This window comes from Tsukamurella conjunctivitidis (genome assembly GCF_007858475.1).
GTDB classification, from domain to species: Bacteria; Actinomycetota; Actinomycetes; order Mycobacteriales; family Mycobacteriaceae; genus Tsukamurella; species Tsukamurella conjunctivitidis.
In genome coordinates this window covers 17291-43980 of record NZ_VIGX01000008.1, presented here as the reverse complement: position 1 = coordinate 43980, position 26690 = coordinate 17291, and the positions used below count along the sequence as shown (strand labels likewise).

The window sequence follows — 26690 nt, the reverse complement described above, 5'->3', positions numbered from 1 at the left end:
AACAACCGCGCCGGGCCCGGGGCTATTCCGCCTCGCGGTCGAGCATCACCGAGACCAGCACGTCGAGCATCGCCGACAGCCAGTGGTAGACGTCCACGTGGCCGGCGCGGGCCGGGTCCTCGGAGGACGGGCCGTCGGGCAGGTCCGCGGTGATGCCGAGCAGGGTACCCAGCGCCAGGCGCAGGTCGTTGATGCAGGTCAGCCAGTCCTGCGCCTCGGACTCGGTGAGGGTGACCGTGCCGGCCCGCTCGGGCAGGGTGGCGAGCACGGTCTGCGCCGCGTCGCGCTTGGCGTCGATCACCTCGGGCTCGTTGAGGGAGCGGAGCGCGCCGTTGAGGTCGCGGGCCAGCTCGCCCGACGGTGCCTCGCTCGCGCCGGGGGCGTTCGCGTCGGGGCGGTAGAAGTCGGGCAGCAGCCGCTGCAGCACGGTCTCCTGCGGCGGCTCGGCGTGGCCCGTGCGCAGCCCCGTGAGCTCGGCGAGATCGTCGTGCGGGGCCGAGTCCTCCCGCTCGTCGAAGAGCTCCACCAGGGAGCCGACGAGCGACCGGACGAGGCCCACCTCCTCCGGATCCATCTTCGAGACGAAGCGGACATCGCCGCGCACGCCTCGCTTGACCTGCCAGTTACGCACTCAGTCGTCTCGCTGCATCGTCGCCCACAGGCCGGCCGCATGCAGCTTGCGGACGTCGGCCTCCACCTTGTCGCGGTCGCCCGTGGAGACCACGGCCTTCCCCTCGGTGTGCACCTGCATCATCAGTTCCTTGGCTTTGGCCGTGCTGAATCCGAACAGCTTGCGCAGCACGAAGGTCACGTACGACATGAGGTTCACGGGGTCGTCCCAGACCACGGTGACCCAGGGCTTGTCGACGGCTTCGTCGGTCTTGCGCTCCAGCACCGCGGACGTGCCGGGCTGGGCGGCGGCGCCCCCAGGACCTCCCGGTGCCGCTGCGCTGCTGTCGGTCATGGTTCTAGGGTACCCAGTGTGACGGTAGATGAAAACGGGACCGACATCCCCTGGCGGAGCTCGGCCCTGCTCACCGATCAGTACGAGCTGACCATGCTGGCGGCGGCGCTCAAGGACGGCACCGCGCACCGCCCCTGCGTCTTCGAGGTCTTCGCTCGACGCCTGCCCGCGGGCCGCCGGTACGGCGTCCTGGCGGGCACCTCGCGGGTGCTCGACGAGCTGCGCCGGTTCCGCTTCGGCCCCGACGAGCTCGCGGTCGTCGAGCGATTCCTCGACCCCGACACGCTCGCGTGGCTCGCGGACTACCGGTTCACCGGCGAGATCGACGGTTATCGCGAGGGCGAGCTGTACTTCCCCGGGTCGCCGCTCCTGACGGTGCGCGCGACCTTCGCGGAGGGCGTGATCCTCGAGACCCTGATCCTGTCGATCCTCAACCACGACAGTGCGATCGCGTCCGCGGCCGCCCGCATGGTCTCGGCGGCCGCAGGCCGGCCGCTGATCGAGATGGGCTCGCGCCGCACGCACGAGCGCGCCGCGGTGGCGTCGGCGCGCGCCGCGTACCTGGCGGGGTTCGCGACGACCTCGAACATGGAGGCGGCGCGCACGTACGGCGTCCCGTCGGGCGGAACCGCGGCGCACGCCTTCACCCTGCTGCACACCGGCCCGGACGGCCCCGACGAGGAGGCCGCGTTCGCGGCCCAGGTCGCCGCGCAGGGGCCGGGCACCACCCTGCTGGTCGACACCTACGACATCACGGAGGGCGTGAACCGCGCGGTGCGCGCCGCGGGGCCCGAGCTCGGCGGGGTGCGGATCGATTCCGGCGACCTCGGCATCATCACGCGGCAGGTCCGCGCCCAGCTCGACGGCCTGGGCGCCACGAGGACGAAGATCGTCGTCTCGGGCGACCTCGACGAGTACGCGATCGGCGCCCTGCGCGCGGAACCGATCGACGTCTACGGCGTCGGCACTTCGCTGGTCACCGGATCCGGCGCGCCCACGGCGGGGATGGTGTACAAGCTCGTCGAGGTCGACGGTCTGCCCGTCGCCAAGCGCAGCTCGCACAAGGAGACCCAGGGCGGTGAGAAGCGCGCCGTGCGGCTCGCGCGCAGCACCGGCACCATCGTCGAGGAGGTGTTGCACCGGCCGGGCGCGACGCCCGTGGTGCCGGCGCACCTGACCGCGACACCGCTGCAGATCCCGCTGGTGCGGGGTGGCGATCAGGTCGACGGGCTCCCCGGCCTCGAGGACGCCCGCACCCACCTGCGCGAGGCGCTCGTGACGCTGCCGTGGGAGGGCCTGGGCCTGTCCAACGGCGAGCCCGCGATCCCGACGCGATTCGAGGAGAAGCGATGACGACCGCGCTGATCGTCGTGGACGTGCAGAACGACTTCTGCGAGGGCGGCTCGCTGGCCGTCGCCGGCGGCGCGCAGGTGGCGCGCCGCATCCACGACGACCTGCTGGAGTCGTACCCGGTCATCGTCGCGACGCGGGACTGGCACATCGATCCCGGTGCGCACTTCTCCGCGACGCCGGACTTCGTGGAGTCGTGGCCGGTGCACTGCCGGGCGCGCACCGGCGGCGCCGAGTTCCACCCGAACCTACGCCTGCCGCTGCGCGTGCCGGTGTTCAGCAAGGGCGCCTACTCGGCGGCCTACTCGGGCTTCGAGGCCCACGACGCCGATGGCGCCTCGCTCGCGGAATGGCTCGCGGCGCACGACGTCTCGAAGGTCGACGTGGTCGGCATCGCCACCGACTACTGCGTGCGGGCGACCGCGCTCGACGCTCTCGCCGCGGGCCTGACCGTGCGCGTCCTCGCCGACTACACCGCGGGCGTCGCGGCGGAGTCCACCCGTACCGCGCTGGCGGAGTTCACCGCCGCCGGGATCACGGTGTCCTGACGCCGAGTCCGGATCAACCCGGCCGCCGCGCGAGCAGGGCCGTCAGTTCCGCGTGCAGCTCGTCGGGGTACTGCATCGGCAGGGAGTGCGTCCCTTCGGGCCACACGCGGACCGTCGCGTCCGGCAGGGCGCGCGCCCGCGCCGCGGCCGCCGCGGTGTCGGTGACGGCGCTCCGGCCGCCGAGTCCGACGAAGACGGGCATCGTGAGCCGCGCCAGCGCGGCGGCGTCGGGCTGCGCCGGCGTCGGGAGCGCGGCGCGGTACCCGGCCGCCCCGGCGTCGATCATGGCGCCGATGGGGCTCCGGGCGGTGTCGGTCTCGTCGGCACCGCCGATGGACGCGAGCCCCTTCCTGCGCCAGGATTCGGGCAGGAAGGGCAAGGCCGAGGGCAGCGTGGCGGCGTACATCTGCCAGCGCAGCCCCGCGAAGACGAGGATCGGCTCCCACAGCGTGAGTGTGGCGACCCGCTCGGGGAAACGGACGGCGAGGTTCGCCGCGCCCCACGCGCCGAACGAGTGTCCGACGAGGTGGACCCGGTCGAGCCCGAGGCCGGTCAGCGCCTCCGCGAGCCACGCCGCCTGGTCCTCGGCGCCGGCGAGCGGCCGGTCCTGCACGCTCATCCCGGCATCTCCCAGCGCGTCGACCGCGTAGACCTCCCGGTCGCCGAGCCGGGCCAGCACGTCGGCCCACATCGGCACGCCCGAGGAGCGGCCGGGAACCAGGACAACGGGCGCCGCGCCGGGCACGGGCTCGCCGAACCGGTAGGCGCGGACGACGCCGAAGCCGGTGCGCACGTCGCGGGCCGCGGTCGGTGCGGGCAGGTCGCGGAAGGCGCGGTCGTACCGGGCCAGGTAGGTCTCGCGCGCATCCGCCGACCGCCAGTAGCCGACGGGGCTCGGGTCGCGCACCAGGTACGCGCCCGTGGCACCGAGTACCACCGCCGCCGCCAGCCCGATCGCCGCCGCTCGGCGGATCCGTCGTCCCATCGCGCACCTCCTTGGCAATGCACACGCATTGTAACAGCGTGGCGATGCATCCGCATTGCTACGATCGGCGGATGCCGAAGCAGGTCGATCACGAGGAGCGCCGCGCGGAGATCGACCGCGCGGTGTGGGCGATCATCGCGGAGGACGGCATCGCGGCCGTCACCCTCCGCGCCATCGCGGCGCGCGGCGGGATCTCGATGGGGCGCGTGCAGCACTACTTCCCCACCCGCGAAGCGATCGTCGCACACGCGCTGACCTCGTACCTCGCCCTCGCCGAGCGCGCGAATCCGGTCCCCGAGGACCGCGACGACGCGCTGCTCATGCTGCTCACACACGCGATCCCGCGGGACGGAACGGGGCGGCTCGGCGCGAAGGTCTGGTACGCCTACCTCGCCGAGTCGGTCACCGACCCGGGGCTGCGCGCGATCGTCGGCGAGGCACTGAGGGGTGCCGAGGATCTCGCGACCGACCTCCTCGACGGGGACCGCGAGCGTGCGCGCGTCCTGCTCGCCGCCGCGGACGGCCTGGCCTACCGAGCACTCATCGGACTCATCGACGCCGAGGAGGCCGCTGCCGCCGTTCGCGCTCTGGCCGGAGTCAGCCCCGGACCCGGTTGAGGTAGTTGTAGACCGTGAACCGGGTGACGCCGAGCGCCTCGGCCACCGCCTCCGCGGATTTGCGGTAGGCGAACGCGCCCCGCTCCTCCAGCAGGCGAACGGCCCGCTGCTTCTCCGCCCGGTCGAGCTCGCCCAGCGGCGAGCCCAGCTCGGCGGCCAGGTTCGCGAGCAACGAGTCGAGATCCCCGGCCTGCGCCTCGACCACCGGCAGCCGCACCCCGGCCACCGTCTCGCCCTCCCACATCAGGGGCACGTCGCCGCGTCGCACCGCATCCGGCGCGACGATCTCGCCGTCCACCCGCGCGACGAGTTCCCGGACGGCCTCGAGCAGCGGGTGCTCCCCCGCGGGCCGCGGCACCGATTCAGCCATCGGCGCGGTCGATCTGCACGGTGATCCGCGTGGCGCCGCCCGCGAAGGCCCCGGCGAGCGCCTCACGCAGGGCGTCGAGCACCGCGCCCGCCTCACCCTCGACGGCCGTACCGAGCGGCCCGAAGTCGTGGTCCAGGCCGCGGGCGCGGAGCACCGCGACGGCCCGCTCGGCGTGCGAGGGCACCGCCCCCTCACCCTCGAAGGGCTCACTGGTGAATTCCGCGGTGAGACGCATGTCCGCATCGTAGCCCGGAGGAATTTTCAACAAACTGTTGACGTGACTCAGATCACATGTCATTCTTCGATGAGTGGAAAACTTCTTCCGCAGACCGAAAGAAGGCAGGTCAGATGGACCTCGAAGACTTCAACTCGGCACCTGAGGCCGATATCCGGGCGACTCTACTCGCGTGTTGCGATGTGCGCTCGTGGAGCGACGCGGTCCTGGCGGCGCGCCCCTACGCCGATGCCTCGGACGCGCTCCGCGTGGCCGGCACCGCGGCGCTGGCGTTCACGCCCACCGACGTCGACCGGGCCCTGGCCGCGCACCCGCGGATCGGCGAGCGCGCCGCCGGGTCCTCCACCGAGGCGGCGTGGTCCCGCACGGAGCAGTCGGGCGTCGCGACCGACGCGCAGACGCAGGCGGCCCTGGTCGCCGGGAACCGCGCCTACGAGGACCGGTTCGACCGCGTCTTCCTCATCAACGCCGCGGGGCTCGACGCGACGACGGTCCTCGCCGAACTGCACCGGCGCCTCGAGAACGCGCCGGACACGGAGGCGGCCGAGGTGGCCCGCGAGCTGCGCGGCATCGCACTGCGCCGCCTCGCCCGTGTTCTGGAATTGGAAGACGAACTCGCAGAGGAGAGCTCATGAGCACCGTCACCACCCACGTCCTCGACACCGCGCGCGGCGTCCCCGCCGCCGGCGTGCCGATCCGGTTGGACCGGCTCGAACCGGACGGCACCGCCGACCCGGTCGCCGCGGGGGTCACCGACGACGACGGCCGGATCCGCGACCTCGGCCCCGAGGACCTCGCCGCCGGCGTCTACCGCCTGACCTTCGACACCGCGCACTACGCCGCGGCCACCGGCCAGGAGAACTTCTTCCCGGAGGTCTCCATCGTCTTCCAGCTCCGGGCGGAGGGCGGCGCGGTCCCCCACCACCACGTCCCCCTACTCCTCAGCCCGTTCCACTACTCCACCTACAAAGGAAGCTGACCACCATGGCAATCCACTTGGGCCCCAACCAGTACGGCAAGGCGGAGAACCGCGTGGTGCGGATCTACCGCGACACCGCCCGGCACACGATCCGCGATCTCAACGTCTCCTCGGCGCTGCGCGGAGACTTCTCCGATGCGCACATCAGCGGCGATCAAGCCGCAGTGCTGCCCACCGACACCCAGAAGAACACCGCCTTCGCCTTCGCCAAGGAGAAGGGGATCGGCGCGATCGAGGACTACGCGCTCACGCTCGGCGGGCACTTCATCGACTCCACCCCGAAGGCCGACGGTGCGCGCATCGAGGTGCACGAGTACCCCTGGGAGCGCATTGAGGTCGACGGAGCCGGCCACGACCACGCGTTCGTCCGCTCCGGCGGCGGCGTCCGCTCGACGGTCGTCAACGTCGACGGCCGCGGCGCGGACCGCCGCGCCCACGTCGTCTCCGGCATCCACGACCTGACGCTGCTCAAGTCCACCGGCTCGGAGTTCCACGGCTTCCTCAAGGACAAGTACACGACGCTGCAGGAGACCGACGACCGCATCCTCGCCACGTCCCTCGTCGCGAAATGGCGCTACGACCACACGGACGTGGACTGGGACAAGACCTTCGACTCGATCCGCGCGATCATGCTGCAGCGCTTCGCCGAGATCCACAGCAAGGCCCTGCAGCAGACCCTGTACGGCATGGGCGAGGCGGTGCTCGAGCGACACCCGGAGGTCGCGGAGATCAAGTTCTCCGCACCGAACAAGCACCACTTCCTGGTGGACCTGTCCCCGTTCGGCACGGAGAACCCCGGCGAGGTGTTCATCGCGGCGGACCGCCCGTACGGCCTGATCGAGGCGAGCGTGGTGCGCGACGACGCGTCCGACGCCGGCTCGGCGTGGCACGGCGTCCCCGGATTCTGCTAACGGGCGCCCGGCATGACCACAGCCACCGAGGTACGGCCCGAGGACGAACGCCTCCCGTTGGGCAGGACCTTCGTCTACGGCCTCCAGCACATCCTCACGATGTACGGCGGCGTCATCGCGCCCCCGCTCATCGTGGGCGGCGCGGCGGGGCTCTCCGCCACGGACATGAGCCTGCTCGTGACCGCCGGCCTGTTCGTCAGCGGCCTGGCCACGATCCTGCAGACGATCGGCATCGGTCCCCTCGGCGCCCGGCTGCCGATCGTGCAGGGCCTCTCGTTCGCCAGCGTGTCGACGATGACCGCCATCGCGCAGGACGGCGGCGTGCGGCCGATCTTCGGCGCGATCATCGTCGCCGGGCTGATCGGCCTCGCCCTGAGCTCGGTCTTCGCGAAGCTGGTGCGCTACTTCCCGCCGGTCGTGACGGGCACGATCATCACGGTGATCGGCCTGTCACTGCTGCCCGTGACCTTCAACTGGGCACAGGGCGGCAACGCGAAGGCCGCCGACTACGGGTCGATGGCGAACATCGGGCTGGCGGGTGCCACGGTCCTGATCATCCTGGTGATCAGCCGCCTGTTCCAGGGCGCGATCTCCCGGCTCTCGATCCTCATCGGCATCGTCGTCGGCACGGTGATCGCCGCGTTCATGGGCGAGCTCGACTTCTCCAAGGTCGGCGACGGCCCGATCTTCTCGCTCCCGCCGATCCTGCATTTCGGCAGCCCGACCTTCCAGATCGGCGCCATCATCTCGATGACGATCGTGATCCTGGTGATCATGACCGAGACCACGGCCGACATCCTCGCCATCGGCGAGATCGTGGGCACGCCCGTCGACGCCAGGCGGGTGGCGAACGGACTGCGGGCCGACATGCTCTCCACCGCGGTGGCCCCCGCGTTCAGCGCCTTCCCGTGCAGCGCGTTCGCGCAGAACGTGGGCCTGGTGGCCCTCACCGGGATCAAGAGCCGGTACGTGGTGGCGATGGGCGGCGGCATCCTCGCCTTCCTGGGCCTGCTCCCCGTCGTGGGCCGTGTGATCGCGGCGATCCCGTATCCCGTGTTGGGTGGCGCCGGCCTCGTGCTGTTCGGCTCCGTCGCGGCCAGCGGCATCAAGACGCTCTCGCGCGTGAACTTCGACGGCAACCTCAACATGGTGATCGTCGCCGTGTCCCTCGGGATGGGCATGATCCCCGTGGCGGCACCGGACTTCTGGCACGCCTTCCCGACGGCGGTCGGGACCGTGATGCACTCCGGGATCAGCGCCGCGGCCGTCGTGGCGGTCGTCCTGAACTTCCTGTTCAACGAGATCACCGCAGGTAACCGCCCGGACGTCTCGGTGTTCGCAGCCGCACCCGACGAACGCGGCAATCCGATCCCGAAGGACGACTGAGAATCCGAGTCGTCGGCCGACGGCCGCACGCCTCCGACCGGAGCCGGGGTGCACCACGCACTCCGGCTTCCGTCTTTCCGGAACCCCTTGACGTGACCACCATCACATGCCACAATTCCATAGTACGGAAATGATCTTTCCAACAGGCGAAAGCTTGCAGGTCGTATCGGACCTCGCCAGAACCTGCATCGCCCGTACGTCCTGTCTGACGAAGGAGCCCCCATGAACGCGAACGCCCCCGCCCAGTACACGGTCAACTGCTCGATCCTCCTGGCCGACACACCGATCTTCGAGCGGCCCCGTGTCGCCCGCGAAGCCGGCTTCGAGGCCGTCGAGTTCTGGTGGCCCTTCCCGACCTCCGTGCCCGGCGACCGGCAGGTCGACGCCTTCGTCACCGCCGTCGAGGATGCGGGCGTCCAGCTGACGGGACTCAACTTCGCCGCCGGCGACATGCCCGGCGGCGAGCGCGGCCTGCTCTCCGACCCCGCCCGCGTCACCGAGTTCCGCGACAACATCGACGTCGTCCTCGGCATCGGCGAGCGCCTGGGCACCCGCGCCTTCAACGCGCTGTACGGCAACCGGATCGACGGCGTCGCCCCGGCCGAGCAGGACGCGGTGGCGACCGAGAACCTCGCCGCCGCCGGGCGTGCCGCGGCCGCCATGGACGCCGTCGTCTTGATCGAGCCGGTGAGCGGCGCCCCGCGCTACCCGCTGCTGACCGCCGCCGACGCGGTGGCCGTCATCGATCGCGTGCGGGAGCAGTCCGGTATCGACTCCCTGCGTCTGCTCGCCGACCTGTACCACTTGCACGTCAACGGCGACGACGTCACCGCCGCCATCGACACCTACGCCGACCGGATCGGCCACGTGCAGATCGCGGACGATCCCGGCCGCGGAGAGCCCGGCACCGGCACGCTCGATCTCGACGGCCACCTGGCGCACCTGACCCGCGTCGGCTACCGCGGCCCGATCAGCCTGGAGTACAAGCAGACCCAGGCGGATCCCTTCGCATGGCTCCCGCGCGAGCAGCGCGCGGCCCGCATCCCGGCCGCGTCCTGACCGTCCCGGTCCCCCGTCCCCTCTCGATCGACGACCCGACAAGGACTCGACAATGACGAACATCGCCTTCATCGGACTCGGCATCATGGGCAGCCCCATGGCCGTCCACCTCGCGAACGCCGGGCACACGGTGGCCGGTTTCAACCGCACCCCGGAGCGGGCCAAACCCCTCGTCGACGCCGGAGGCCGCGCCGCCGCCTCGATCGCCGACGCCGTGGCCGACGCCGAGGTCATCGCCGTCATGGTGCCGGACTCCCCCGACGTGCAGGCCGTGCTGGCCGGCGAGGGCGGCGTCTTCGACAACGCCCCCGCCGGCGCGCTCATCATCGACTTCTCCAGCATCCGGCCCGACGTCACGACGGACCTCGCCGCGCAGGCCGGCGAGCGCGGGTTCCGTCTCATCGACGCACCCGTCTCGGGCGGCGAGGCGGGTGCGGTGAACGCGACCCTCTCGATCATGGTCGGCGGCGAGCCGGAGGACTTCGCCGCGGCGAAGCCGATACTGGACGTGGTCGGCAAGACCATCGTGCACGTGGGCCCCCACGGCTCGGGCCAGACGGTCAAGGCCGCCAACCAGCTCATCGTCGCCGGCAACATCCAGCTCCTGGCCGAGGCGATCGTCTTCCTCGAGGCGTACGGCGTGGACACCGCCGCAGCGGTGGAGGTCCTCGGGGGCGGGCTCGCGGGCTCCGCCGTGCTGAACCAGAAGGCGCAGAAGATGCTCGACCGCGAGTTCGAACCCGGGTTCCGGATCGAGCTGCACCACAAGGATCTCGGCATCGTGACCGCCGCCGCCCGGGAGGCCGGCGTCGTCGCACCGCTCGGCGGCCTCGTCGCCCAACTCATGGCCTCCGCCCGCGCCAACGGCGACGGTGCGCTCGACCACTCCGCGCTGCTGCGCGGCGTCGAGCGGCTGTCGGGCCGCACCTCCTAACCCGAAGACCATTGGAGAACTGACATGGCTCGTATGCGCGCCGCCGAAGCAGCGGTCACGATCATGGAACTCGAGGGCGCCACTCAGGCGTTCGGCGTTCCGGGCGCCGCCATCAACCCCTTCTACGCCGCGATGCGCGCGCACGGCGGCATCGGCCACGTGCTCGCCCGCCACGTCGAGGGCGCCTCACACATGGCGGAGGGCTACACCCGCGCCGCGGCCGGCAACATCGGGGTCTGCATCGGTACGTCCGGCCCCGCGGGCACCGACATGATCACGGGGTTGTACTCCGCCATGGCCGATTCCATCCCGTTCCTCGCCATCACCGGTCAGGCGCCCGTCGCCCGCCTGCACAAGGAGGACTTCCAGGCGGTCGACATCGCCTCCATCGCGAAGCCCGTCACCAAGATGGCCGTCACCGTGCTCGAACCCGCACAGGTGCCGGGCGTCTTCGCGCAGGCCTTCCACCTCATGCGTTCGGGTCGGCCCGGCCCCGTCCTCATCGATCTGCCCATCGACGTGCAGCTCGCCGAGATCGAGTTCGACCCGGACACCTACACCCCGCTGCCCGTGCACCGGCCGGCCGCGACCCGGGCGCAGGCGGAGAAGACGCTGGACATGCTGGCCGCGGCCGAGCGACCGCTCATCGTGGCGGGCGGCGGCATCATCAACGCCGACGCCTCCGACAAGCTGGTGGAACTGGCGGAGCTGCTGGACGTCCCGGTGATCCCCACCCTCATGGGCTGGGGCACCATCCCGGACGACCACCGGCTCGCGGCCGGCATGGTGGGCCTGCAGACCGCGCACCGCTACGGCAACGCGACGATGCTCGCCTCCGACTTCGTGCTGGGGATCGGCAACCGCTGGGCGAACCGGCACACGGGTGGGCTGGACACCTACCGCGAGGGCCGCACGTTCGTCCACGTGGACATCGATCCCACCCAGATCGGTCGCGTCTTCCCGCCGGACTACAGCATCGTCTCCGACGCGGGCGCCGCGCTGGAGCAGCTGGTGGAGGTGGCCCGCGAGCGGCGGACGGCCGGTGCCCTGGCCGACCGTTCGGCGTGGGTCGAGTCCTGCGCCGAGCGCAAGCGGACCATGCAGCGGCGCACGCACTTCGACGAGATCCCGATCAAGCCGCAGCGCGTCTACGAGGAGATGAACAAGGCCTTCGGCCGCGACACCCGCTACGTCAGCACGATCGGGCTCTCGCAGATCGCCGGCGGGCAGTTCCTGCACGTCTTCAAGCCGCGGCACTGGATCAACTGCGGGCAGGCCGGGCCACTGGGATGGACGATCCCCGCGGCGCTCGGCGTGGTCAAGGCCGTGCCCGGAACCGACGTGGTGGCCCTGTCGGGCGACTACGATTTCCAGTTCATGATCGAAGAACTCGCGGTCGCGGCGCAGTTCAACCTGCCCTACGTGCACGTGGTCGTGAACAACTCGTACCTCGGCCTGATCCGGCAGGCGCAACGCGCCTTCGACATGGACTTCCAGGTCCAGCTGGGCTTCGACAACATCAACGCCGACGCCGACGACGCCCACAGCACGAACGGCGCGGACCCGATGCCCCTGGCCCCCAAGGGCTACGGCGTCGACCACGTCAAGGTGGCCGAAGGCCTGGGCTGCAAGGCGGTGCGGGTCACCGATCCCGCCGAGATCGCCGCGACGCTCACCCGCGCGCAGGAGATGGCCCGCGAGCACAAGGTGCCCGTCGTCGTCGAGATCTTCCTGGAGCGGGTGACCAACATCGCGATGGGCACCGAACTCGACAACGTGGCCGAGTTCGAGGACCTCGCGACCGTCGGGACCGACGCGCCGACCGCGCTCCTGCTGCTGGACTAGGCGGCTGCGATGACGACGGTGCTGCTCGCGCCCGACAAGTTCAAGGGCTCGCTGTCCGCGGCGGGCGTCGCCGCCGCGCTCGCTCGCGGCATCGCGGACGGCGCTCCCGACTGGGTGTGCGTGCACGCCCCGATCGCGGACGGCGGGGACGGCACCGTCGACGCCGCCGTGGCGTCCGGGTGGGAGCGGGTGCAGGTGGGGACCACCGGGCCGACCGGGGCTCCGCACACCACGTCCTACGCGCGCGGCGGCGCCACGGCGGTGGTCGAGCTGGCCTCGGCCGTCGGGCTGGAACTGCTGCCCGGCGGCGTGCCGGACGCGCTGGGCGCCACGACCTTCGGGCTGGGGTCCGTCATCCGGCACGCGCTCGAGCACGGCGCGGAGGACATCGTCCTCGGCCTCGGCGGGAGCGCGTCGACCGACGGCGGCGCCGGCATGCTGCAGGCGCTCGGCGTGACGATCACCGACCGTGCGGGCGAACCCGTGCGGCCCGGCGGCACCGCGCTGCTGCACGCTGCGCACGCCGACCTCTCGGGCCTGATCCCCGAGGCCCGCGCCGCGCGATTCACGCTCGCCTGCGACGTCGACAACCCGCTGCTCGGCCCCGCCGGCGCCGCGGCCGTCTACGGGCCGCAGAAGGGGGCGAGCGCCTCCCAGGTCACGCTGCTCGACGGCGCGCTGCGCACGTGGGCCGATGTGGTGGCGGAGGCGACCGGCACCGACCTGCGGGGGACGCCGGGCGCGGGGGCGGCGGGCGGCACGGGCTTCGGCGCGATGGCCGTGCTCGGCGCCGCGGCGCGGCCGGGCGTCGACATCGTGCTCGAGCTCGCCGACTTCGCCCGCAAGGTCGCGGCGGCGGATCTCGTCGTCACGGGCGAGGGGTCGCTCGACGAGCAGTCGCTGCACGGCAAGGCACCGGTCGGCGTGGCCTCCGCGGCACGCGCGGCTGGGGTGCCCGTCATCGCTGTGGCGGGCCGCAGCGCGCTGAGCGCGGAGCAGGTCAGGGCCGCCGGATTCCAACGGGCACTGACGCTCTCCGACATCGAGCCGGACCCCGCACGGTCGATCGCGAACGCCGCCGACCTGCTGCGCCGGGTGGGCCGCACCATCGCGGAGGGTGGGGTCACCGCCTGAGCCGCGCGCGGTCCGAGCGCGATCAGCTCGGCCGGTTGCGGGACAGCCAGGTGGCGATCTGCCGTTCGCCGCGGGCCGTCACCCACTCTCGTGCGACGGGCGAGAGGCGCGCCGCCGCCTGGAAGGGCAGGTGATTCGCCCAGGCCACCGGCACCGCCCAGGGCAGCTCCCGGGGCAGGCCCAGGTCGCGCAGGCCGGCCGGCCCCGCGAAGACGGCCTCGAGGCTGCCCAGGTAACGCCGGTGGAAGAGGCGGCGGACGGACTGCGCCACCGGGTAGTCGTGCCGGCCCCAGTTGCCGTACAGGGCGCGCCCCAGGACCGCGGAATCGGCGTCCGGGCCGGGTGCGTACTGCCCGATCTGAACCATGCGACGGCGGCCCTCCCCCTCGGTGGCGGGCAGGACGTGCTCGTCGATGCCGAGCAGCCAGCCGACGTACCGCCACAGTGCCATCACGTCGCGGCCCTCCGCCGCGGACACCGGCATGCCCAGGGCGCGCAGGCCGATGAGGAAGGTGGTGGAGAACAGGCCCAGGGTGCCGAGCTGGTCGGACTGGTTGATCGGCATGCCCCATTCCGCGGTGTCCCAGTCGTCGCGGCGCAGCAGCGCGGTGTTGGCGAGGCCGTGGATCACGCGGACCTTCACGGCGGAGCGCCAGCCCTGCTCGTGCGGGCGCAGCTCGCCCCCGATGATCTCCGCCCACCACTGGGTCGTCTCGTGGATCCGCGCGTCGACGCCGTCGACGAGGCGGCCCGTCGCGACGAGCTGGCGGGTGGTGGCGGAGGTGGTGTACCCGGTCATCAGGGAGGCCGTGGCGAGGACGTCGAGGCCGAGCGAGCCCGAGCGCCGGCACACCGCCGCCCCGCGCTCGCACGCGTCGAAGTCCACCCACGCCGGCGTCGCCGCCGCTCCCGTCGCATCGATCAGCTCCCGGAGCACCGGGACCGCGGTCTCCCCTCCGCCGAGCGCGTCGTCGAGCTCGCGCATGGAGAAGGCGCGGTCGTCGATCATCGCCCGCCCGAGCCGGTTCCCGAGCTCGTCGCCGCGGCTGACGCCGTCGCGGGCCCAGTCGATCTCCTCGGCGGTGAACGGCCGGCGGTCGTGCTGCAGCAGACGGAGCGGCAGGGTGGTCCGGGCGGCCCATTCCGGGTCGCGATCGAAGCGTTCAGGGGTGTCGACGGTGCGCGGGGCTGCGATGGTCATACCCCGAATGTACCCCTATCTGGCTACGGCGTGTAGCCACAATTTGCGCGCCTCAGCCGTCGGCACCGCGGAGCCGCCGCAGCACGGCCGTGAGCTCGCGGTTCCCGAGGATCCCGGCGACCATGATCTGTTCTATCCGCTCCGGGGAGGCGTCGATCCGGCCCGCGCGCGCGGCGATCGCGAGGTCGATCCCGCCGACGACGATGAGCCGCGCGGACAGCCGCGCGTCGACCGGGTCGGGCGGATCGTCGAGCAACTCGGCGGCCTGGCCCGCCATCACCCCGGCGAGCAGGTCGACCAGCGCCTCGCGCCGGTCGCGCAGTCCGGGGTGCAGGTCGGCACCCATCAGGAGCGCGGCCCGACGCGGGTCTGCGCTCATCGCGGCGAGGGAACCGTGCACGCCGGCACGGACCTTTCGCTCGATCCCGTCGGCCCCGCCCTCCGGCACGGACGCGATGGCCGTCCGGGCATCGGCGACGACAGTGGCGGCCATTGCGTCGAAGGCCTCGGCGAGCACCTGGTCGGGGGAATCGAAGGTCTCGCGGAAGTACCGCGCGTGCAGGCCCGACTCCGCGCAGAGCGAGCGGGCGCTCACGGCCGCCACGCCCTCGCGGGCGGCGACGGTCAGCGCGGCGTCCACGAACCGGGCGCGACGCTCGTCCCGCCGCGCCTCGGCGCTGACACCGCTGTAACGCCGCCCCTCGGTCTCGGTCATCGGCCCAGCGTAGCGACCCCGGGCCGCTCGCTCCCGCCCGGCGGTCAGGCCGAAGCGGCGAGGATCTCGCGCGGGTCGAAGGTCACGTTCACCGCGGTGATCAGGCCGTTCTCGACGTGCGTCCAGTTCGCGACCGCCGTCTGCGGCGCACCGCCCATCCCCAGGTCGAACCAGGTGATCACGTCGGTGCCGTCGGCGACGCGGGCGCGCACCGCGAGCGAGTCGGTGGCGGCGGCCATGCCGCCGAGGCCCCGGAGGAACTCCTCGGGACCGTGCGCGACGCCGAAGACGCCCGTGAAGACGCAGTCGGCGGCGAGGTAGGGGCGCAACGCTTCGAAGTCCTTCTCCTCCCAGCAGCGGAAGTAGGTCTCGGCGATGCGGCGGGGCGTGCTGTTCTCGGTCATGACTCCACCCTGCGTCCGTGCTCAGCAGAAGTCCAACAGCTACGAACGATGAGAACTATCATCACGAGTGATGGAACTGCACCAGCTCCGCTACCTCGTCGCCGTGGTCGACCGCGGCTCCTTCACCGCAGCCGCGGACGCCCTGCACGTCGCGCAGTCGGGCGTCTCCGCGCAGGTCGCCAAGCTGGAGCGGGAACTCGGCCACCGTCTGCTCGAGCGCGGTACACGGACCGTCGCGGTCACCCCCGAGGGCGCGGAGCTGCTGCCGCACGCGCGGGCCGCGCTCGCCTCCGTGGAAGCGGTGCGCGCGGCCGCCGACGAACTCACGGGCGTCGTCCGCGGCCACGTGCGACTCGGCACCGTGATCGGCTGCACGATCCCCGGCTACCTCTCGGGCTTCGCGGCGTTCCGGGCCGCGCACCCGGCGGTCACCGTCGACGTCATGGAGGGGAATTCGGACGACCTCGTCGCCGACCTCGTCGCGGGCGCGCTCGACGTCGCCCTCGTCGCGCACGCCCACGCCCTGCCCGCGACGGTGTCGGCGCACCCACTGATCCGGGAGCCGCTCACCGCCGTCGTGCCGGACGGCCACCCCTGGGCGGGCCGGGACTCGCTCGCCTGCGCCGATCTCGCCGGTACGACGGTGCTGTGCCTACCGCGCGGTACGGGCGTCCGCGCCGCGCTCGAGATCACCTGCGCCGCCGAGCGGACCGTCGTCGAGCCGACCGTGCAGGCGCACTCCCCCGAGGCGCTCCTGGCACTCGCCGCGCACGGGGCGGGCGTCGCGGTGCTCACCGGGTCGATGGCGGGCGGCCGGCCGGGCCTGGCGACGATCCCGCTCGCCCGGTCCGCCCGGACGGCGCTGTCCCTCGCGACCCGGGCGGCACCCTCCGCGGCGGCGGGCGCGATGACCCGGACGCTGCGGGCACACCTGACGGTCGATCAGGCGGCCGCCGGGCGCCAGCGCGCCACGGCCGCGCCCAGCGCCACCACGGTGAGCGCGGCGACGCCGAGCCCCAGCGCGGGGTAGGTCCACGCGGAGACGACGACGCCCGAGGCCAGTCCGCCGCCGGCGCCCGACAGGGCGATCAGCACGTCGACCTTGCCCTGCACCCGGGCCCGATCCGGCAGCGCGGTCCCGTCGACCACCAGGGCGGTGCCCGCCACCAGCCCGAAGTTCCAGCCGATCCCGAGCAGGACCAGCGCGACGATGTTCGCCCAGAGCGTCTCGCCCGGGCCGAGCGCCGTGAGCAGTCCGGCGGCGGCGAGCACGACGCCGGAGGCCACGACCATCGGGACCCGCCCCACCCGGTCGACGAGAACGCCGGTGATCGGGGAGGGCAGGTACATCCCGGCGATGTGCAGGCCGATCACCATGCCGACGGCGCCGAGCCCGTGATGGTGCGCCTGCATGTGGACGGGGGTCATCGTCATCACGGCGGTCATCCCGATCTGCGTCACGACCATCACCGCCGCACCCAGGAAGGCGGCCGGACGCACACCGGAGACGGACGGCTCCGTCGGGGCCTCCGGTGCGGCCCCGAGCTCGCGCGCGAGGAGCAGCGGGTCCGGCCGCAGCAGGAGGAACAGGACGGTGCCGGCCGCGGCGTAGGCGACCGCGGCCAGGAGGAACGGGCCCGCCAGCGGCGGGAGACCGAGGTTCCCGGCGAGCGTCCCGAGCGGCGCGACCAGGTTCGGGCCGGCGACGGCGCCGATCGTCGTCGAGACCAGGGCGAGGCTGATCGCGGTGGCGCGGCGCGCGGGCGTCGCGAGATCCGTGCCCGCGTAGCGGGCCTGCAGGTTCGTCGCGGTCCCCGCGCCGTAGACCAGGAAGGAAGCGAACAGGAGGGGCACGCTGCCGATCGCCGCGGCGAGGACCACCCCGGCCGCGCCCGCCGCGCCGGCGCCGAAGCCCGCGGCGAGGCCGATGCGCCGGCCGGCACGCTGACTGATCCGGCCGACGAGGTACGCCGCGAAGGCCGAGCCGAAGGTGAACATCGCGATCGGGAGACCGGTGAGCGAGGCCGAGCCGAGCATGTCCTGCGCGAGCAGGGCACCCACCGTGATCCCCGCCGCGAGGCCCGCCCCGCCGAGTACCTGCCCCGCCATGACCACGGCCAGCGTGCGGCGCTGCACCCGCTCCCGCACCGCGCCGGCCTCGATCTCCACGTCCATGTCCACGGTCTCGCCCTTCCCGACTTGTATCCCAGTTGTATCCCACGGAGCCGGGTACTGTCCAGAGGTCCGTGGAACCTGCCAGCGAAGGAGCGTCATGCCCGCAGCCGACGGCGCCCCGACCGCGGCCGAGCGCGCGCACGCCCACATCCGCGACGCGATCGTCGGCGGCGGGCTCGAGCCGGGCACCATGCTCAGCGAGAACACCCTCGCCGCCGAGCTCTCGATGAGCCGCACGCCCGTGCGCGCCGCGTTGGCGCGGCTGCAGGAGGAGGGGTGGGTGCGCATCTACGCCCAGCGCGGCGCGCAGGTGCAGGGCCTCTCTCCGCAGGAGATCCGCGAGTCCGCCCAGCTCCGACTCGCCCTCGAGGCCGCGGGCGTCTTCCACTCCAGCGCGACGGCGCGCCGGGAGCTCGAGGAGCGCATGGGCCCCAATCTCGCCGAACAGGAGCGGGCGCTGCGCGCCGGCGACTTCCCGGCCTTCGCCGAGGCCGCCATGGCCTTCCACAACGCCTTCGTCGATCTCGCGGGCAACGCGCTGATGTCGGCGACGTACGCGCGCCTGCGGGACCGGCAGCGGTTCTCCCTGACCCACCACGCCGGCCGGATCATCGGCGACGCCGACCAGACGATCGCCGATCACCGCGCCGTCCTGGCGGCCGCGGTCGCCGGCGACACCATCGAGTTCACCCGGCTCCTCGACGCCCACCAGCGCGACAGCTACGGCACGGGCGGCCCGCACCTGTAGGTTCCGGCAACACCGTGCATGCACGGGGCGGTCGACTCGATGCATCCCTCGATGAGGATCGCGGTCGGTGACACAGGTCGCCGACGCCTCCGTCGTCGCGTCCTCACTGCTCAACATCGACGGTGACCAGGAGTGGGCCGACGCCGCCCTCGCCGCGGGCGCGATCGTCGTTCGGCAGCTCCTGCAGGTCGGGGCGGCAAACACCATCCGACGGGCGGTCGCCCACCGCGCAGTCCCAGCGGAGATCGGCGCAGCAGCACTCGCCGACCTCATCCGATTGCCGATTCGCGAATCGGTCCCGTTCATCGCGATCGCCGAGCGGGCGTGGGAGCTCCGATCCACCGTCACGATGTGCGACGCGGCGTACATCGCTGTCGCGGAGATGTACGACTGCCGGTTCGCGACACTCGATCGCCGACTCGCGCGCGCCACCGGGCCGCGGTGCGAGATCATCACCCCTCCCGACCGGTAGGCTCTCCCGGTGAGCGAACCGCCGATCGTGCCGAAACTGCTGGACACCGCGGTCACCGCGCTCGGCGGCAGCAAGCGCGAGGGCCAGGTGCGGATGGCCGCGGCCGTCGCGCACTCCCTCGACACCGGCGAGCACCTCGCCGTGCAGGCCGGCACCGGCACCGGCAAGTCCCTCGCGTACCTGGTGCCCGCGATCCGGCACGCCGTGACCTCCGGCAAGACCGTGATCGTGAGCACCGCGACCATCGCCCTGCAGGGACAGCTGGTGGACCGCGACCTGCCCCGCCTGGCGAAGGCCCTCAAGCCGGACCTGGGCCGCGAGCCCGAGTTCGCCATCCTCAAGGGCCGGGGGAACTACCTGTGCCTCAACAAGTTGCACAGCTCGGTGGCCTCGGAACCGGACAGCGAGGAACTCTTCGACCCCTTCGCCGCGTCGCGCCTCGGCCGCGAGATGAAGCGCCTGCGCGAATGGAGCAGCGACACCGAGACCGGCGACCGCGACGAGCTGACCCCCGCCGTCGGCGACCAGTCCTGGCGCCTCGTCAGCGTCGGCGCACGGGAGTGCCTCGGCGCCACCAACTGCACCTACGGCCAGGACTGTTTCGCCGAGGCCGCGCGCAAGCGCACCGGCCAGGTGGACGTCGTCGTCACCAACCACGCCCTCCTCGCGATCGACGCGATGACCGAGGTCAAAGTACTGCCCGACCACGACGCCGTCATCGTCGACGAGGCGCACGAGCTCGTCGACCGGGTCACCTCGGTCGCGACCGCCGAGCTGACGGGCGCCGTCGTCGCGGCGGCGGCGCGGCGGGCCGGCAAGCTGGTCGAGGAGGAGATCGCCGACGCCCTGGTCGCCGCGTCGGAGGGGCTGACGGGGCTCCTCGAGGACTGCGGCACGCGGCGCTGGCTCGGCCTGCCCGACGGTGCCGGCCCCGCCCTCGCCGCCGTCCGTGACGCGGCGTGGGCGACACGCACCGCGGTCGGCCCCGCCCGCGGCGCGAACCTCGACTCCGACGCGGCGGCCGCCCGCAGCGCCGCCCTCACCGCACTCGACGAGGTGCACGACACCGCGGTCCGCGTGCTCACCGCGTTCGACGAGCCCGACGAATCCAAGCGCCGGGACGTGGTGTGGACCTCCGACGTCCCCACCCGCGGCGGCGGGTTCCGCCGGACGCTGTACGTCGCACCGCTGTCCGTCGGCGGGCTGCTGCGCACCAAGCTGTTCGGCGAGTCGACGGTGGTGCTCACCTCCGCGACGCTCGCCGTCGGCGGCGCCTTCGACACGGTCGCCGGATCGTGGGGCCTGCCCCGCGCGGGCGGCTCGAGCGCGCCCGAGCCCGACCGCGACCCCGCGCTGGCGACCGGCAAGAAGCCCGAGGCGAAGCTCGAATGGAGCCACATCGACGTCGGCTCCCCCTTCGACTACGCGAAGTCCGGCATCCTCTACGTCGCGACGAAGCTGCCGCCGCCCGGCCGCGACGGGACCGCGCCGGCGATCCTCGACGAGATCGAGACCCTGATCACCGCCGCGGGTGGCCGCACCCTCGGACTGTTCAGCTCCACCCGGGCCGCGAAGGCCGCGGCGGAGGCGCTGCGCGAGCGGCTGGACACCCCGATCCTGTGCCAGGGCGAGGGCAACACCAGCCAGTTGGTGCGCGATTTCGCCGCCGACCCGGCGACCTCGCTGTTCGGCACACTCAGCCTGTGGCAGGGCGTCGACGTCCCCGGCCCGTCGCTCTCGCTCGTGCTCATCGACCGGATCCCGTTCCCGCGGCCCGACGATCCGCTGCTCACCGCGCGGCAGCGCGCCGTCGAATCGCGCGGCGGCAACGGCTTCATGGCGGTCGCGGCCACGCACGCGGCACTCCTCCTCGCCCAGGGCGTCGGCCGGCTGCTGCGCTCGACCGACGACAAGGGCGTCGTCGCGGTCCTGGACTCCCGGCTCGCGACGGCGCGGTACGGCGGCTTCCTGCGAGCCACCCTGCCGCCGTTCTGGGAGACCGCGAACCGCGACACCGCGGTGGCGGCGCTGCAGCGACTCTCGCAGTCCTGAAGGCCCCGTTCCGGAACCGTCCGGACACAATCGGAGAAGCCCGCAGGTCGTGGCCCCCGACACCCGTGACGGGGCCGGAGTACCCGCCCGTAATCCGACCGCGTCGACTACCGTTGACCCGGTGACAGGGCGCATCGGCATCGACGACATCGACCCCGTGGTGTCGGGCGGGCAATACCCCGGCAAGGCCGTCGTCGGCGAGGTCGTGCCGGTCTCGGCGACGGTCTGGCGCGAGGGCCACGACGCCGTCGCGGCCTCGGTCGTGGTGACCGCGCCGGACGGCACGTCGACGTACATCCGGATGTCTCCGGCCGCCGAACCCGACCGCTTCCACGCGCTCTTCCGCCCGGACCTCGTCGGCTACTGGTCGCTGCGGATCGAGGGCTGGTCCGACCCCGCCACCACGTGGCGCAGCGCCGTGCAGAAGAAGCTCGCCGCGGGACAGGGGCCCGCGGAGCTCGCCAACGACCTCGAGCTCGGCGCGCGGCTCCTCGACCGTGCCGCGCCCGGCGTGCCCGACGGCGACCGCGCCGCCGTCCTCGCCGCAGCCGCCGCGCTGCGGGACACGGACCGCAGTCTCGTCGAACGGACCGGCGCCGCACTGCATCCCGACATCACCCGGCTGCTGCAGCAGTACCCCGTGCGCGAGCTCATCACCAAGTCGCGCACCTACCGGGTGTGGGTGGACCGCACCCGTGCCCTGTTCGGCTCCTGGTACGAGCTCTTCCCCCGCTCCACCGGCGGCTGGGACGCCGAGGGCAGGCCCGTGCACGGCACCTTCCACACCGCCGCCGAAGACCTGCCGCGCATCGCCGAGATGGGCTTCGACATCGTCTACCTGCCACCGATCCACCCGGTGGGCACGGTGAACCGCAAGGGGCGCAACAACACCCTCACGCCGGAGCCGCACGACGTCGGATCCCCCTGGGCGATCGGCTCCGCGGCGGGCGGACACGACGCGGTCGATCCCGCGCTCGGCACCCTCGAGGACTTCGACCATTTCACCCAGCGCGCCCGCGACCTCGGCATGGAGGTGGCACTCGACCTGGCCTTCCAGGCGGCGCCCGATCACCCCTGGGCCACCGAGCATCCGGAATGGTTCACCGTACTGCCCGACGGCACCATCGCGTACGCCGAGAATCCACCGAAGAAGTACCAGGACATCTATCCGATCAACTTCGACGACGACCGCACCGGCATCTACCGGGAACTGCTGCGGGTCACCCTGTTCTGGGTGCAGCGCGGCATCGCGATCTTCCGGGTGGACAACCCGCACACCAAGCCGCCGGACTTCTGGTACTGGCTGATCGCGGAGGTCAAGAAGGTCGACCCGAACGTGCTGTTCCTGGCCGAGGCGTTCACACGGCCGGCGCGGATGTACGGGCTCGCCAAGGCGGGGTTCACCCAGAGCTACACCTACTTCACGTGGCGCACCGCCAAGTGGGAGCTCGAGGAGTTCGCGCGCGAGCACGCGGCGCAGGCCGACGTCTGCCGCCCGAACCTGTGGGTGAACACGCCCGACATCCTGCACGAGAGCCTGCAGCACGGCGGGCCGGGCATGTTCGCGATCCGCGCCGCGCTCGCGGGCACCCTCTCCCCCAGCTGGGGCATGTACTCGGGCTACGAGCTCTACGAGCACGTCCCGGTCCGCGAGGGCAGCGAGGAGTACCTCGACTCGGAGAAGTACGAGTTGCGCCCGCGGGACTACAAGTCCGCACAGAGCCGCGGGGAATCGCTGGAACCGTGGATCACCCGGCTCAACGAGATCCGTCGCCGGCACCCGGCGCTGCAGCAGCTGCGGAACCTGCATTTCCACGCCGTCGACAACGACGCCCTGATCGCCTACAGCAAACACGACGCGACCACGGGCGATCTGGTGCTGGTCGTGGTGAACCTCAACCCCTTCGGGGCCGAGGCGGGCAACATCTGGCTGGATCTGCCCGCGCTCGGGATGGACTGGCACGAGCGGTTCCCCGTGCGCGACGAGGTCTCCGGCGAGGTCTATCACTGGGGACAGGCGAACTTCGTCCGGCTGGAGCCCTGGCGCAACGTCGCCCACATCCTGGTGCTCCCCCAGCTGGACCCGCGGCAACGCCGGGAGCTGTCCTACCGGGAGCCCTGACGATGCACTCCGACGCCCCGCCGAACCGCTGAGGAAGGCCCCACGCGATGACCGAGAACCCCGCCGCCGCCGCGGCCGTCGACCCCGACACCGCCGCGCGACTGCTGTCCGGCACCTACCACGATCCGCACGCGATCCTGGGCGCGCACCCCACCCCCCGGGGCACCGTGCTGCGGGCGCTCAAGCCCGGGGCCACCGCCGTCGTGGCCGTGATCGGCGGTGAGAGCCATCCGCTGGCGCAGCTGCAGGGCGCGCTCTGGGGCACGGAGGTTCCGATCAGCGACCTCGCCGACTACCGGTACGAGGTGCTCTACCCCGGGGGCACCGCCGTGGTGGCCGACGGCTACCGGTTCCTGCCCACGATCGGCGAGCTCGATCAGCACCTCATCTCAGAGGGTCGGCACGAGCGGCTGTGGGACGTCCTCGGCGCGCACCTGCGCAGCTACACCACGCCCGACGGCGAGGTGACGGGCACATCCTTCGCGGTGTGGGCGCCGAACGCCCGCGGGGTCACTGTGATCGGCGACTTCGAGTACTGGGCCGGGGAGTCGTACCCCATGCGCACGCTCGGCTCCTCGGGCGTATGGGAGGTCTTCGTCCCCGGCGTGGGAGACGGCGCCGCGTACAAGTTCCGGATCTTCACCGAGGACGGCGGCACCGTCGAGAAGGCCGACCCGATGGCGCGGCGGACCGAGGTGCCCCCGGCCACCGCATCGATCGTCACGCACAGTACCCACGAATGGCGCGACACCGCGTGGATCGCCGACCGGGCCAAGCAGATCCCCACCGACCGACCGATGAGCACCTACGAGGTGCACCTGGGCTCGTGGCGGCAGGGGCTGAGCTACCTCGACCTGGCGCACGAACTGGCCGACTACGTCACCGAGACGGGCTTCACCCACATCGAGCTGCTGCCGGTGGCCGAGCACCCCTTCGGCGGCTCGTGGGGCTACCAGGTCACGTCCTACTTCGCGCCCACCTCGCGGTTCGGCACCCCGGACGAGTTCCGCGAGTTCGTCGACGTCATGCACGCGCGCGGCATCGGCGTGATCATGGACTGGGTGCCCGCGCACTTCCCCAAGGACGCCTGGGCGCTCGCCCGGTTCGACGGACGCCCGCTCTACGAGCACGGTGACCCGCAGCGCGGCGAGCAGTTGGACTGGGGCACCTACGTCTTCGACTTCGGCCGACGCGAGGTGCGGAACTTCCTGGTGGCCAACGCCCTGTACTGGTTCGACGAGTTCCACGTCGACGGGCTGCGCGTGGACGCCGTCGCGTCCATGCTCTACCTCGACTACTCCCGCCCCGAGGGCGGCTGGACGCCGAACGTCTACGGCGGCCGGGAGAACCTCGAGGCGGTGGAGTTCCTGCAGGAGATGAACGCCACTGTGCACAAGCTCTTCCCCGGCGTGGTCACCGTGGCCGAGGAGTCCACCAGCTGGCCCGGCGTGACCCGGCCGACGAACCTCGGCGGCCTGGGCTTCACCATGAAGTGGAACATGGGCTGGATGCACGACACTCTCGGCTACCTCGGGCGCGACCAGGTGCACCGCAACTTCCACCATCACGAGGTCACCTTCTCGCTCATGTACGCCTGGAGCGAGAACTTCGTGCTCCCGATCAGCCACGACGAGGTGGTGCACGGCAAGGGCACGCTGTGGACCCGGATGCCGGGCGACGCCCACACGAAGGCCGCGGGCGTGCGCGCCCTGCTCGCCTACATGTGGGGCCACCCCGGCAAGCAGTTGTTGTTCATGGGGCAGGAGTTCGGGCAGGTCCGCGAGTGGTCCGAGGAGCGCTCCCTCGACTGGGACAGCCTCGACGGGTGGGAGGGCGAGCTGCACGCCGGGATCCAGGCGCTCACGCGCGATCTCAACGCCGCGTACCGCTCGCACCCCGCGCTGTGGAGCCAGGACACCACCCCGTCGGGCTACGAGTGGGTGGACGCGAACGACTCCCAGAACAACGTGCTGAGCTTCCTGCGCTGGGGCAGCGACGGTTCCGTGGTGCTGTGCCTGTACAACTTCTCCGGCCAGACTCATGAGCGCTACCGCGTCGGGGTGCCGTTCGCCGGGGCGTGGCGCGAGATCCTCAACACCGACTCCACGGCCTACGAGGGCTCCGGCGCCGGGAACATGGGCGGCGTGACCGCCGAGCCGAGGTCCTGGCACGGCCGCGAGGCCTCGGTGGAGGTGGTGCTCGGCCCGAACTCGGCCGTGTGGCTCACCTTCGACGGGCAGTCCGAGTCCGTGCGGTGATGCGCGAGCTCGCGAGCGGCGTCTGGTTCGGCGCTGCCACGCACGTCAATTTCCTCGCGCTGGTCGACGGCACCGACGTCACCCTCATCGACGCCGGCTGGGCCGGTGACGTGGACCGCGTGGAGGCGGCCCTCGCGTCGATCGGGCGGCGGCCACAGGACGTGCGGGCGATCCTGGTGACGCATGCGCACATCGACCACGTGGGCGGGATCGCGAAGCTGCACGAGCGCTACAGCACACCGGTGCTCGCGCATCCGGACGAGATCGCGCACGCCCGCGGCGAGACGCACGAGCAGGCGGCGCCGCTCGACCTGCTGCCCATCGCGTGGCGCCCGAGGACGCTGCGCTGGATGGCCGACGTCGCCCGGGTCGGGGTGCTCGGGCACGTGGAGATGCCCTACGCCGAGCCCTTCGCGGTGCCGCCCGCCGGGGCGCCGCTCGATCTCCCGGGCGCCCCGATCCCGGTGCCGTGCGCGGGCCACACGTCCGGACACACCGCGTTCCTGCTGCCCGGCGGCGTCGTGGCGACGGGCGACGCGCTCGTGACCGGCCATCCGCTCTCGGGTTCGACGGGGCCACAACTGCTCCCCGGCTTCTTCAGCCACGACGTGCCCCGCACCGTCGCGACCCTCGACGCGATCGCGGCGCTCGACGCCGATCAGCTGGCCCCCGGCCACGGTGATCCGTGGCGCGGGGACCCCGCCGACGCCGTCGCGCAGGCACGCGCTACGTGCAGGTGACGACGATCTCGAAGTCCTTCGAGACCATGCCCGCCATCGGGTTCGAGACACTGGCTCCGGTCGCGGTGCCGGTGATCGTGTAGCGGTCGCCGTCGACCTTCACCGTCGCCTTACCGACGCCCGGCCCTACCGCGAGCGCGGTGCCGTCCACGGTGATGCCCACCGTCTCGACGGTGGGCGGGTTGCCGTCCTTGAGGGTCGCGCCGACGCCGCCCGAGGTGCCGCCGGCGCCGATCGCGAACCGGTCGCCCTGCTTGGAGCAGCCCACGTTGCTCAGGTCGACGCCCGTGAGGTCCTTGCCGTCGACCTTGACGACGGTCACGGCATCGGTGTTCCCCGACGCCGTGTTCGCGGGTGCGGTGGTCGTGGGTGCGGTGGTCGTGGCGTCCGACCCCTTGTCGGAACCGCCGCCGCAGGCGGTGAGTCCGATCGATGCGAAGACCACCGCCGAGGCGATGACGAGGGAGCGATTCATAGCGGGCCTCC

General features: G+C 72.3%; 28 protein-coding genes. 18 read left to right on the top strand and 10 right to left on the bottom strand.

Features of this window, described 5'->3' with window-relative positions; all coding sequences use genetic code 11:
* Positions 1 to 22 precede the first annotated feature (22 nt).
* Both FK530_RS15165 and clpS read right to left on the bottom strand, forming a co-directional pair.
* Positions 23 to 631, bottom strand: a complete 609-nt coding sequence (locus FK530_RS15165) for a DUF2017 domain-containing protein (RefSeq protein WP_146487878.1) — start codon at positions 629 to 631, stop codon at positions 23 to 25.
* Complete coding sequence (clpS, locus tag FK530_RS15160; protein ID WP_146487877.1) at positions 632 to 964, bottom strand: ATP-dependent Clp protease adapter ClpS; 333 nt, start codon at positions 962 to 964, stop codon at positions 632 to 634.
* A gap of 18 nt (positions 965 to 982) precedes the next feature.
* Between clpS and FK530_RS15155 the strand changes: the two genes are divergently transcribed.
* Both FK530_RS15155 and FK530_RS15150 read left to right on the top strand, forming a co-directional pair.
* The gene (locus FK530_RS15155; protein ID WP_410468464.1) at positions 983 to 2317 is read left to right on the top strand and encodes a nicotinate phosphoribosyltransferase; all 1335 of its coding nucleotides are present in this window, start codon (positions 983 to 985) and stop codon (positions 2315 to 2317) included.
* Positions 2314 to 2862: an isochorismatase family protein gene (locus FK530_RS15150; RefSeq protein WP_146487876.1), complete on the top strand. Its 549-nt coding sequence runs from the start codon at positions 2314 to 2316 to the stop codon at positions 2860 to 2862. The genes FK530_RS15155 and FK530_RS15150 overlap by 4 nt, the downstream gene beginning before the upstream one ends.
* 13 nt (positions 2863 to 2875) lie before the next feature.
* Here the strand turns inward: FK530_RS15150 and FK530_RS15145 are convergent, their stop codons facing one another.
* A complete protein-coding gene (locus FK530_RS15145) occupies positions 2876 to 3847 on the bottom strand; it encodes an alpha/beta fold hydrolase (RefSeq protein WP_146487875.1) in 972 nt (323 codons plus the stop codon).
* A 71-nt stretch (positions 3848 to 3918) separates the two neighbouring features.
* On the opposite strand from FK530_RS15145, the gene FK530_RS15140 reads away from it, so the two are divergent.
* Complete coding sequence (locus tag FK530_RS15140; protein ID WP_146487874.1) at positions 3919 to 4464, top strand: TetR/AcrR family transcriptional regulator; 546 nt, start codon at positions 3919 to 3921, stop codon at positions 4462 to 4464.
* Here the strand turns inward: FK530_RS15140 and FK530_RS15135 are convergent.
* Together FK530_RS15135 and FK530_RS15130 are read right to left on the bottom strand one after the other, a co-directional pair.
* Positions 4445 to 4834, bottom strand: coding sequence for a helix-turn-helix domain-containing protein (locus FK530_RS15135; RefSeq protein ID WP_146487873.1), 390 nt, complete (start codon positions 4832 to 4834; stop codon positions 4445 to 4447). The genes FK530_RS15140 and FK530_RS15135 overlap by 20 nt on opposite strands.
* Entirely contained in the window at positions 4827 to 5069 is a 243-nt protein-coding gene (locus FK530_RS15130) for a thiamine-binding protein (protein ID WP_146487872.1), read from the bottom strand. The genes FK530_RS15135 and FK530_RS15130 overlap by 8 nt, the downstream gene beginning before the upstream one ends.
* A 56-nt stretch (positions 5070 to 5125) precedes the next feature.
* Here FK530_RS15130 and uraD point away from each other — a divergent pair, with 56 nt between their 5' ends.
* The 8 genes from uraD (at position 5126) to FK530_RS15090 (ending at position 13317) form a co-directional block, all read left to right on the top strand.
* Positions 5126 to 5704, top strand: a complete 579-nt coding sequence (gene uraD, locus FK530_RS15125; protein WP_331456355.1) for a 2-oxo-4-hydroxy-4-carboxy-5-ureidoimidazoline decarboxylase — start codon at positions 5126 to 5128, stop codon at positions 5702 to 5704.
* Positions 5701 to 6048 (top strand): hydroxyisourate hydrolase, encoded by a 348-nt coding sequence (uraH, locus tag FK530_RS15120; RefSeq protein WP_146487870.1) that lies wholly within the window; start codon positions 5701 to 5703, stop codon positions 6046 to 6048. Before uraD ends, uraH begins: the two co-directional genes overlap by 4 nt.
* A 5-nt stretch (positions 6049 to 6053) precedes the next feature.
* On the top strand, positions 6054 to 6959 hold the full coding sequence (gene pucL, locus FK530_RS15115) for a factor-independent urate hydroxylase (protein ID WP_146487869.1): 906 nt from the start codon (positions 6054 to 6056) through the stop codon (positions 6957 to 6959).
* Between the two features lie 12 nt (positions 6960 to 6971).
* Positions 6972 to 8345, top strand: a complete 1374-nt coding sequence (locus FK530_RS15110; protein WP_146487868.1) for a nucleobase:cation symporter-2 family protein — start codon at positions 6972 to 6974, stop codon at positions 8343 to 8345.
* A gap of 222 nt (positions 8346 to 8567) precedes the next feature.
* Positions 8568 to 9404: a hydroxypyruvate isomerase family protein gene (locus tag FK530_RS15105; RefSeq protein ID WP_146487867.1), complete on the top strand. Its 837-nt coding sequence runs from the start codon at positions 8568 to 8570 to the stop codon at positions 9402 to 9404.
* A 52-nt stretch (positions 9405 to 9456) separates the two neighbouring features.
* Positions 9457 to 10338 carry a 2-hydroxy-3-oxopropionate reductase gene (locus FK530_RS15100; protein ID WP_146487866.1) on the top strand — a complete coding sequence of 294 codons (882 nt, stop codon included), beginning with the start codon at positions 9457 to 9459 and terminating at the stop codon, positions 10336 to 10338.
* 24 nt (positions 10339 to 10362) lie between these two features.
* Positions 10363 to 12183, top strand: a complete 1821-nt coding sequence (gene gcl / locus FK530_RS15095) for a glyoxylate carboligase (RefSeq protein WP_146487865.1) — start codon at positions 10363 to 10365, stop codon at positions 12181 to 12183.
* Positions 12184 to 12192: 9 nt separating this feature from the next.
* Positions 12193 to 13317, top strand: a complete 1125-nt coding sequence (locus FK530_RS15090; RefSeq protein ID WP_146487864.1) for a glycerate kinase — start codon at positions 12193 to 12195, stop codon at positions 13315 to 13317.
* 22 nt (positions 13318 to 13339) lie between these two features.
* Here the strand turns inward: FK530_RS15090 and FK530_RS15085 are convergent, their stop codons facing one another.
* Genes FK530_RS15085 through FK530_RS15075 form a run of 3 tightly spaced genes read right to left on the bottom strand, consistent with a single transcriptional unit; the run spans position 13340 to position 15637 of the window.
* On the bottom strand, positions 13340 to 14518 hold the full coding sequence (locus FK530_RS15085) for an oxygenase MpaB family protein (protein ID WP_146487863.1): 1179 nt from the start codon (positions 14516 to 14518) through the stop codon (positions 13340 to 13342).
* A gap of 52 nt (positions 14519 to 14570) precedes the next feature.
* Positions 14571 to 15233: a TetR/AcrR family transcriptional regulator gene (locus FK530_RS15080; RefSeq protein ID WP_146487862.1), complete on the bottom strand. Its 663-nt coding sequence runs from the start codon at positions 15231 to 15233 to the stop codon at positions 14571 to 14573.
* Positions 15234 to 15277: 44 nt separating this feature from the next.
* The gene (locus tag FK530_RS15075; RefSeq protein ID WP_146487861.1) at positions 15278 to 15637 is read right to left on the bottom strand and encodes a nuclear transport factor 2 family protein; all 360 of its coding nucleotides are present in this window, start codon (positions 15635 to 15637) and stop codon (positions 15278 to 15280) included.
* A gap of 70 nt (positions 15638 to 15707) precedes the next feature.
* Here FK530_RS15075 and FK530_RS15070 point away from each other — a divergent pair, with 70 nt between their 5' ends.
* Entirely contained in the window at positions 15708 to 16667 is a 960-nt protein-coding gene (locus FK530_RS15070) for a LysR family transcriptional regulator (RefSeq protein ID WP_146487860.1), read from the top strand.
* On the opposite strand, the gene FK530_RS15065 is transcribed toward FK530_RS15070, so the two are convergent.
* Positions 16580 to 17812 carry an MFS transporter gene (locus FK530_RS15065; RefSeq protein WP_146487966.1) on the bottom strand — a complete coding sequence of 411 codons (1233 nt, stop codon included), beginning with the start codon at positions 17810 to 17812 and terminating at the stop codon, positions 16580 to 16582. The genes FK530_RS15070 and FK530_RS15065 overlap by 88 nt on opposite strands.
* Positions 17813 to 17909: 97 nt before the next feature.
* On the opposite strand from FK530_RS15065, the gene FK530_RS15060 reads away from it, so the two are divergent.
* The 6 genes from FK530_RS15060 to FK530_RS15035 all read left to right on the top strand — a co-directional run bounded on the left by FK530_RS15060 (position 17910) and on the right by FK530_RS15035 (position 26204).
* The gene (locus FK530_RS15060; protein WP_146487859.1) at positions 17910 to 18560 is read left to right on the top strand and encodes a GntR family transcriptional regulator; all 651 of its coding nucleotides are present in this window, start codon (positions 17910 to 17912) and stop codon (positions 18558 to 18560) included.
* A 67-nt stretch (positions 18561 to 18627) separates the two neighbouring features.
* A complete protein-coding gene (locus FK530_RS15055) occupies positions 18628 to 19032 on the top strand; it encodes a type II toxin-antitoxin system VapC family toxin (protein ID WP_146487858.1) in 405 nt (134 codons plus the stop codon).
* A 9-nt stretch (positions 19033 to 19041) separates the two neighbouring features.
* Entirely contained in the window at positions 19042 to 21084 is a 2043-nt protein-coding gene (locus tag FK530_RS15050; protein ID WP_146487857.1) for an ATP-dependent DNA helicase, read from the top strand.
* 121 nt (positions 21085 to 21205) lie between these two features.
* Positions 21206 to 23206 carry an alpha-1,4-glucan--maltose-1-phosphate maltosyltransferase gene (locus FK530_RS15045; protein ID WP_146487856.1) on the top strand — a complete coding sequence of 667 codons (2001 nt, stop codon included), beginning with the start codon at positions 21206 to 21208 and terminating at the stop codon, positions 23204 to 23206.
* Between the two features lie 47 nt (positions 23207 to 23253).
* A complete protein-coding gene (glgB, locus tag FK530_RS15040; RefSeq protein WP_146487855.1) occupies positions 23254 to 25464 on the top strand; it encodes a 1,4-alpha-glucan branching protein GlgB in 2211 nt (736 codons plus the stop codon).
* Entirely contained in the window at positions 25464 to 26204 is a 741-nt protein-coding gene (locus FK530_RS15035; protein WP_146487854.1) for an MBL fold metallo-hydrolase, read from the top strand. The genes glgB and FK530_RS15035 overlap by 1 nt, the downstream gene beginning before the upstream one ends.
* Here FK530_RS15035 and FK530_RS15030 read toward each other — a convergent pair.
* Positions 26191 to 26679 (bottom strand): lipoprotein LpqH, encoded by a 489-nt coding sequence (locus FK530_RS15030; protein ID WP_146487853.1) that lies wholly within the window; start codon positions 26677 to 26679, stop codon positions 26191 to 26193. The genes FK530_RS15035 and FK530_RS15030 overlap by 14 nt on opposite strands.
* Positions 26680 to 26690 lie beyond the last annotated feature (11 nt).

Bases quoted from the DNA above. Each gene is read 5' to 3' on its own strand.
- FK530_RS15140 (WP_146487874.1), top strand. From the start codon at position 3,919: ATGCCGAAGCAGGTCGATCACGAGGAGCGCCGCGCGGAGATCGACCGC.
- clpS (WP_146487877.1), bottom strand. From the start codon at position 964: ATGACCGACAGCAGCGCAGCGGCACCGGGAGGTCCTGGGGGCGCCGCC.
- FK530_RS15035 (WP_146487854.1), top strand. From the start codon at position 25,464: ATGCGCGAGCTCGCGAGCGGCGTCTGGTTCGGCGCTGCCACGCACGTC.
- FK530_RS15100 (WP_146487866.1), top strand. From the start codon at position 9,457: ATGACGAACATCGCCTTCATCGGACTCGGCATCATGGGCAGCCCCATG.
- pucL (WP_146487869.1), top strand. From the start codon at position 6,054: ATGGCAATCCACTTGGGCCCCAACCAGTACGGCAAGGCGGAGAACCGC.
- FK530_RS15080 (WP_146487862.1), bottom strand. From the start codon at position 15,233: ATGACCGAGACCGAGGGGCGGCGTTACAGCGGTGTCAGCGCCGAGGCG.
- FK530_RS15060 (WP_146487859.1), top strand. From the start codon at position 17,910: ATGCCCGCAGCCGACGGCGCCCCGACCGCGGCCGAGCGCGCGCACGCC.
- FK530_RS15085 (WP_146487863.1), bottom strand. From the start codon at position 14,518: ATGACCATCGCAGCCCCGCGCACCGTCGACACCCCTGAACGCTTCGAT.
- FK530_RS15105 (WP_146487867.1), top strand. From the start codon at position 8,568: ATGAACGCGAACGCCCCCGCCCAGTACACGGTCAACTGCTCGATCCTC.
- FK530_RS15110 (WP_146487868.1), top strand. From the start codon at position 6,972: ATGACCACAGCCACCGAGGTACGGCCCGAGGACGAACGCCTCCCGTTG.
- FK530_RS15130 (WP_146487872.1), bottom strand. From the start codon at position 5,069: ATGCGTCTCACCGCGGAATTCACCAGTGAGCCCTTCGAGGGTGAGGGG.
- uraH (WP_146487870.1), top strand. From the start codon at position 5,701: ATGAGCACCGTCACCACCCACGTCCTCGACACCGCGCGCGGCGTCCCC.
- uraD (WP_331456355.1), top strand. From the start codon at position 5,126: ATGTCATTCTTCGATGAGTGGAAAACTTCTTCCGCAGACCGAAAGAAG.
- glgB (WP_146487855.1), top strand. From the start codon at position 23,254: ATGACCGAGAACCCCGCCGCCGCCGCGGCCGTCGACCCCGACACCGCC.
- gcl (WP_146487865.1), top strand. From the start codon at position 10,363: ATGGCTCGTATGCGCGCCGCCGAAGCAGCGGTCACGATCATGGAACTC.
- FK530_RS15070 (WP_146487860.1), top strand. From the start codon at position 15,708: ATGGAACTGCACCAGCTCCGCTACCTCGTCGCCGTGGTCGACCGCGGC.
- FK530_RS15150 (WP_146487876.1), top strand. From the start codon at position 2,314: ATGACGACCGCGCTGATCGTCGTGGACGTGCAGAACGACTTCTGCGAG.
- FK530_RS15145 (WP_146487875.1), bottom strand. From the start codon at position 3,847: ATGGGACGACGGATCCGCCGAGCGGCGGCGATCGGGCTGGCGGCGGCG.
- FK530_RS15030 (WP_146487853.1), bottom strand. From the start codon at position 26,679: ATGAATCGCTCCCTCGTCATCGCCTCGGCGGTGGTCTTCGCATCGATC.
- FK530_RS15135 (WP_146487873.1), bottom strand. From the start codon at position 4,834: ATGGCTGAATCGGTGCCGCGGCCCGCGGGGGAGCACCCGCTGCTCGAG.
- FK530_RS15075 (WP_146487861.1), bottom strand. From the start codon at position 15,637: ATGACCGAGAACAGCACGCCCCGCCGCATCGCCGAGACCTACTTCCGC.
- FK530_RS15090 (WP_146487864.1), top strand. From the start codon at position 12,193: ATGACGACGGTGCTGCTCGCGCCCGACAAGTTCAAGGGCTCGCTGTCC.
- FK530_RS15065 (WP_146487966.1), bottom strand. From the start codon at position 17,812: ATGGACGTGGAGATCGAGGCCGGCGCGGTGCGGGAGCGGGTGCAGCGC.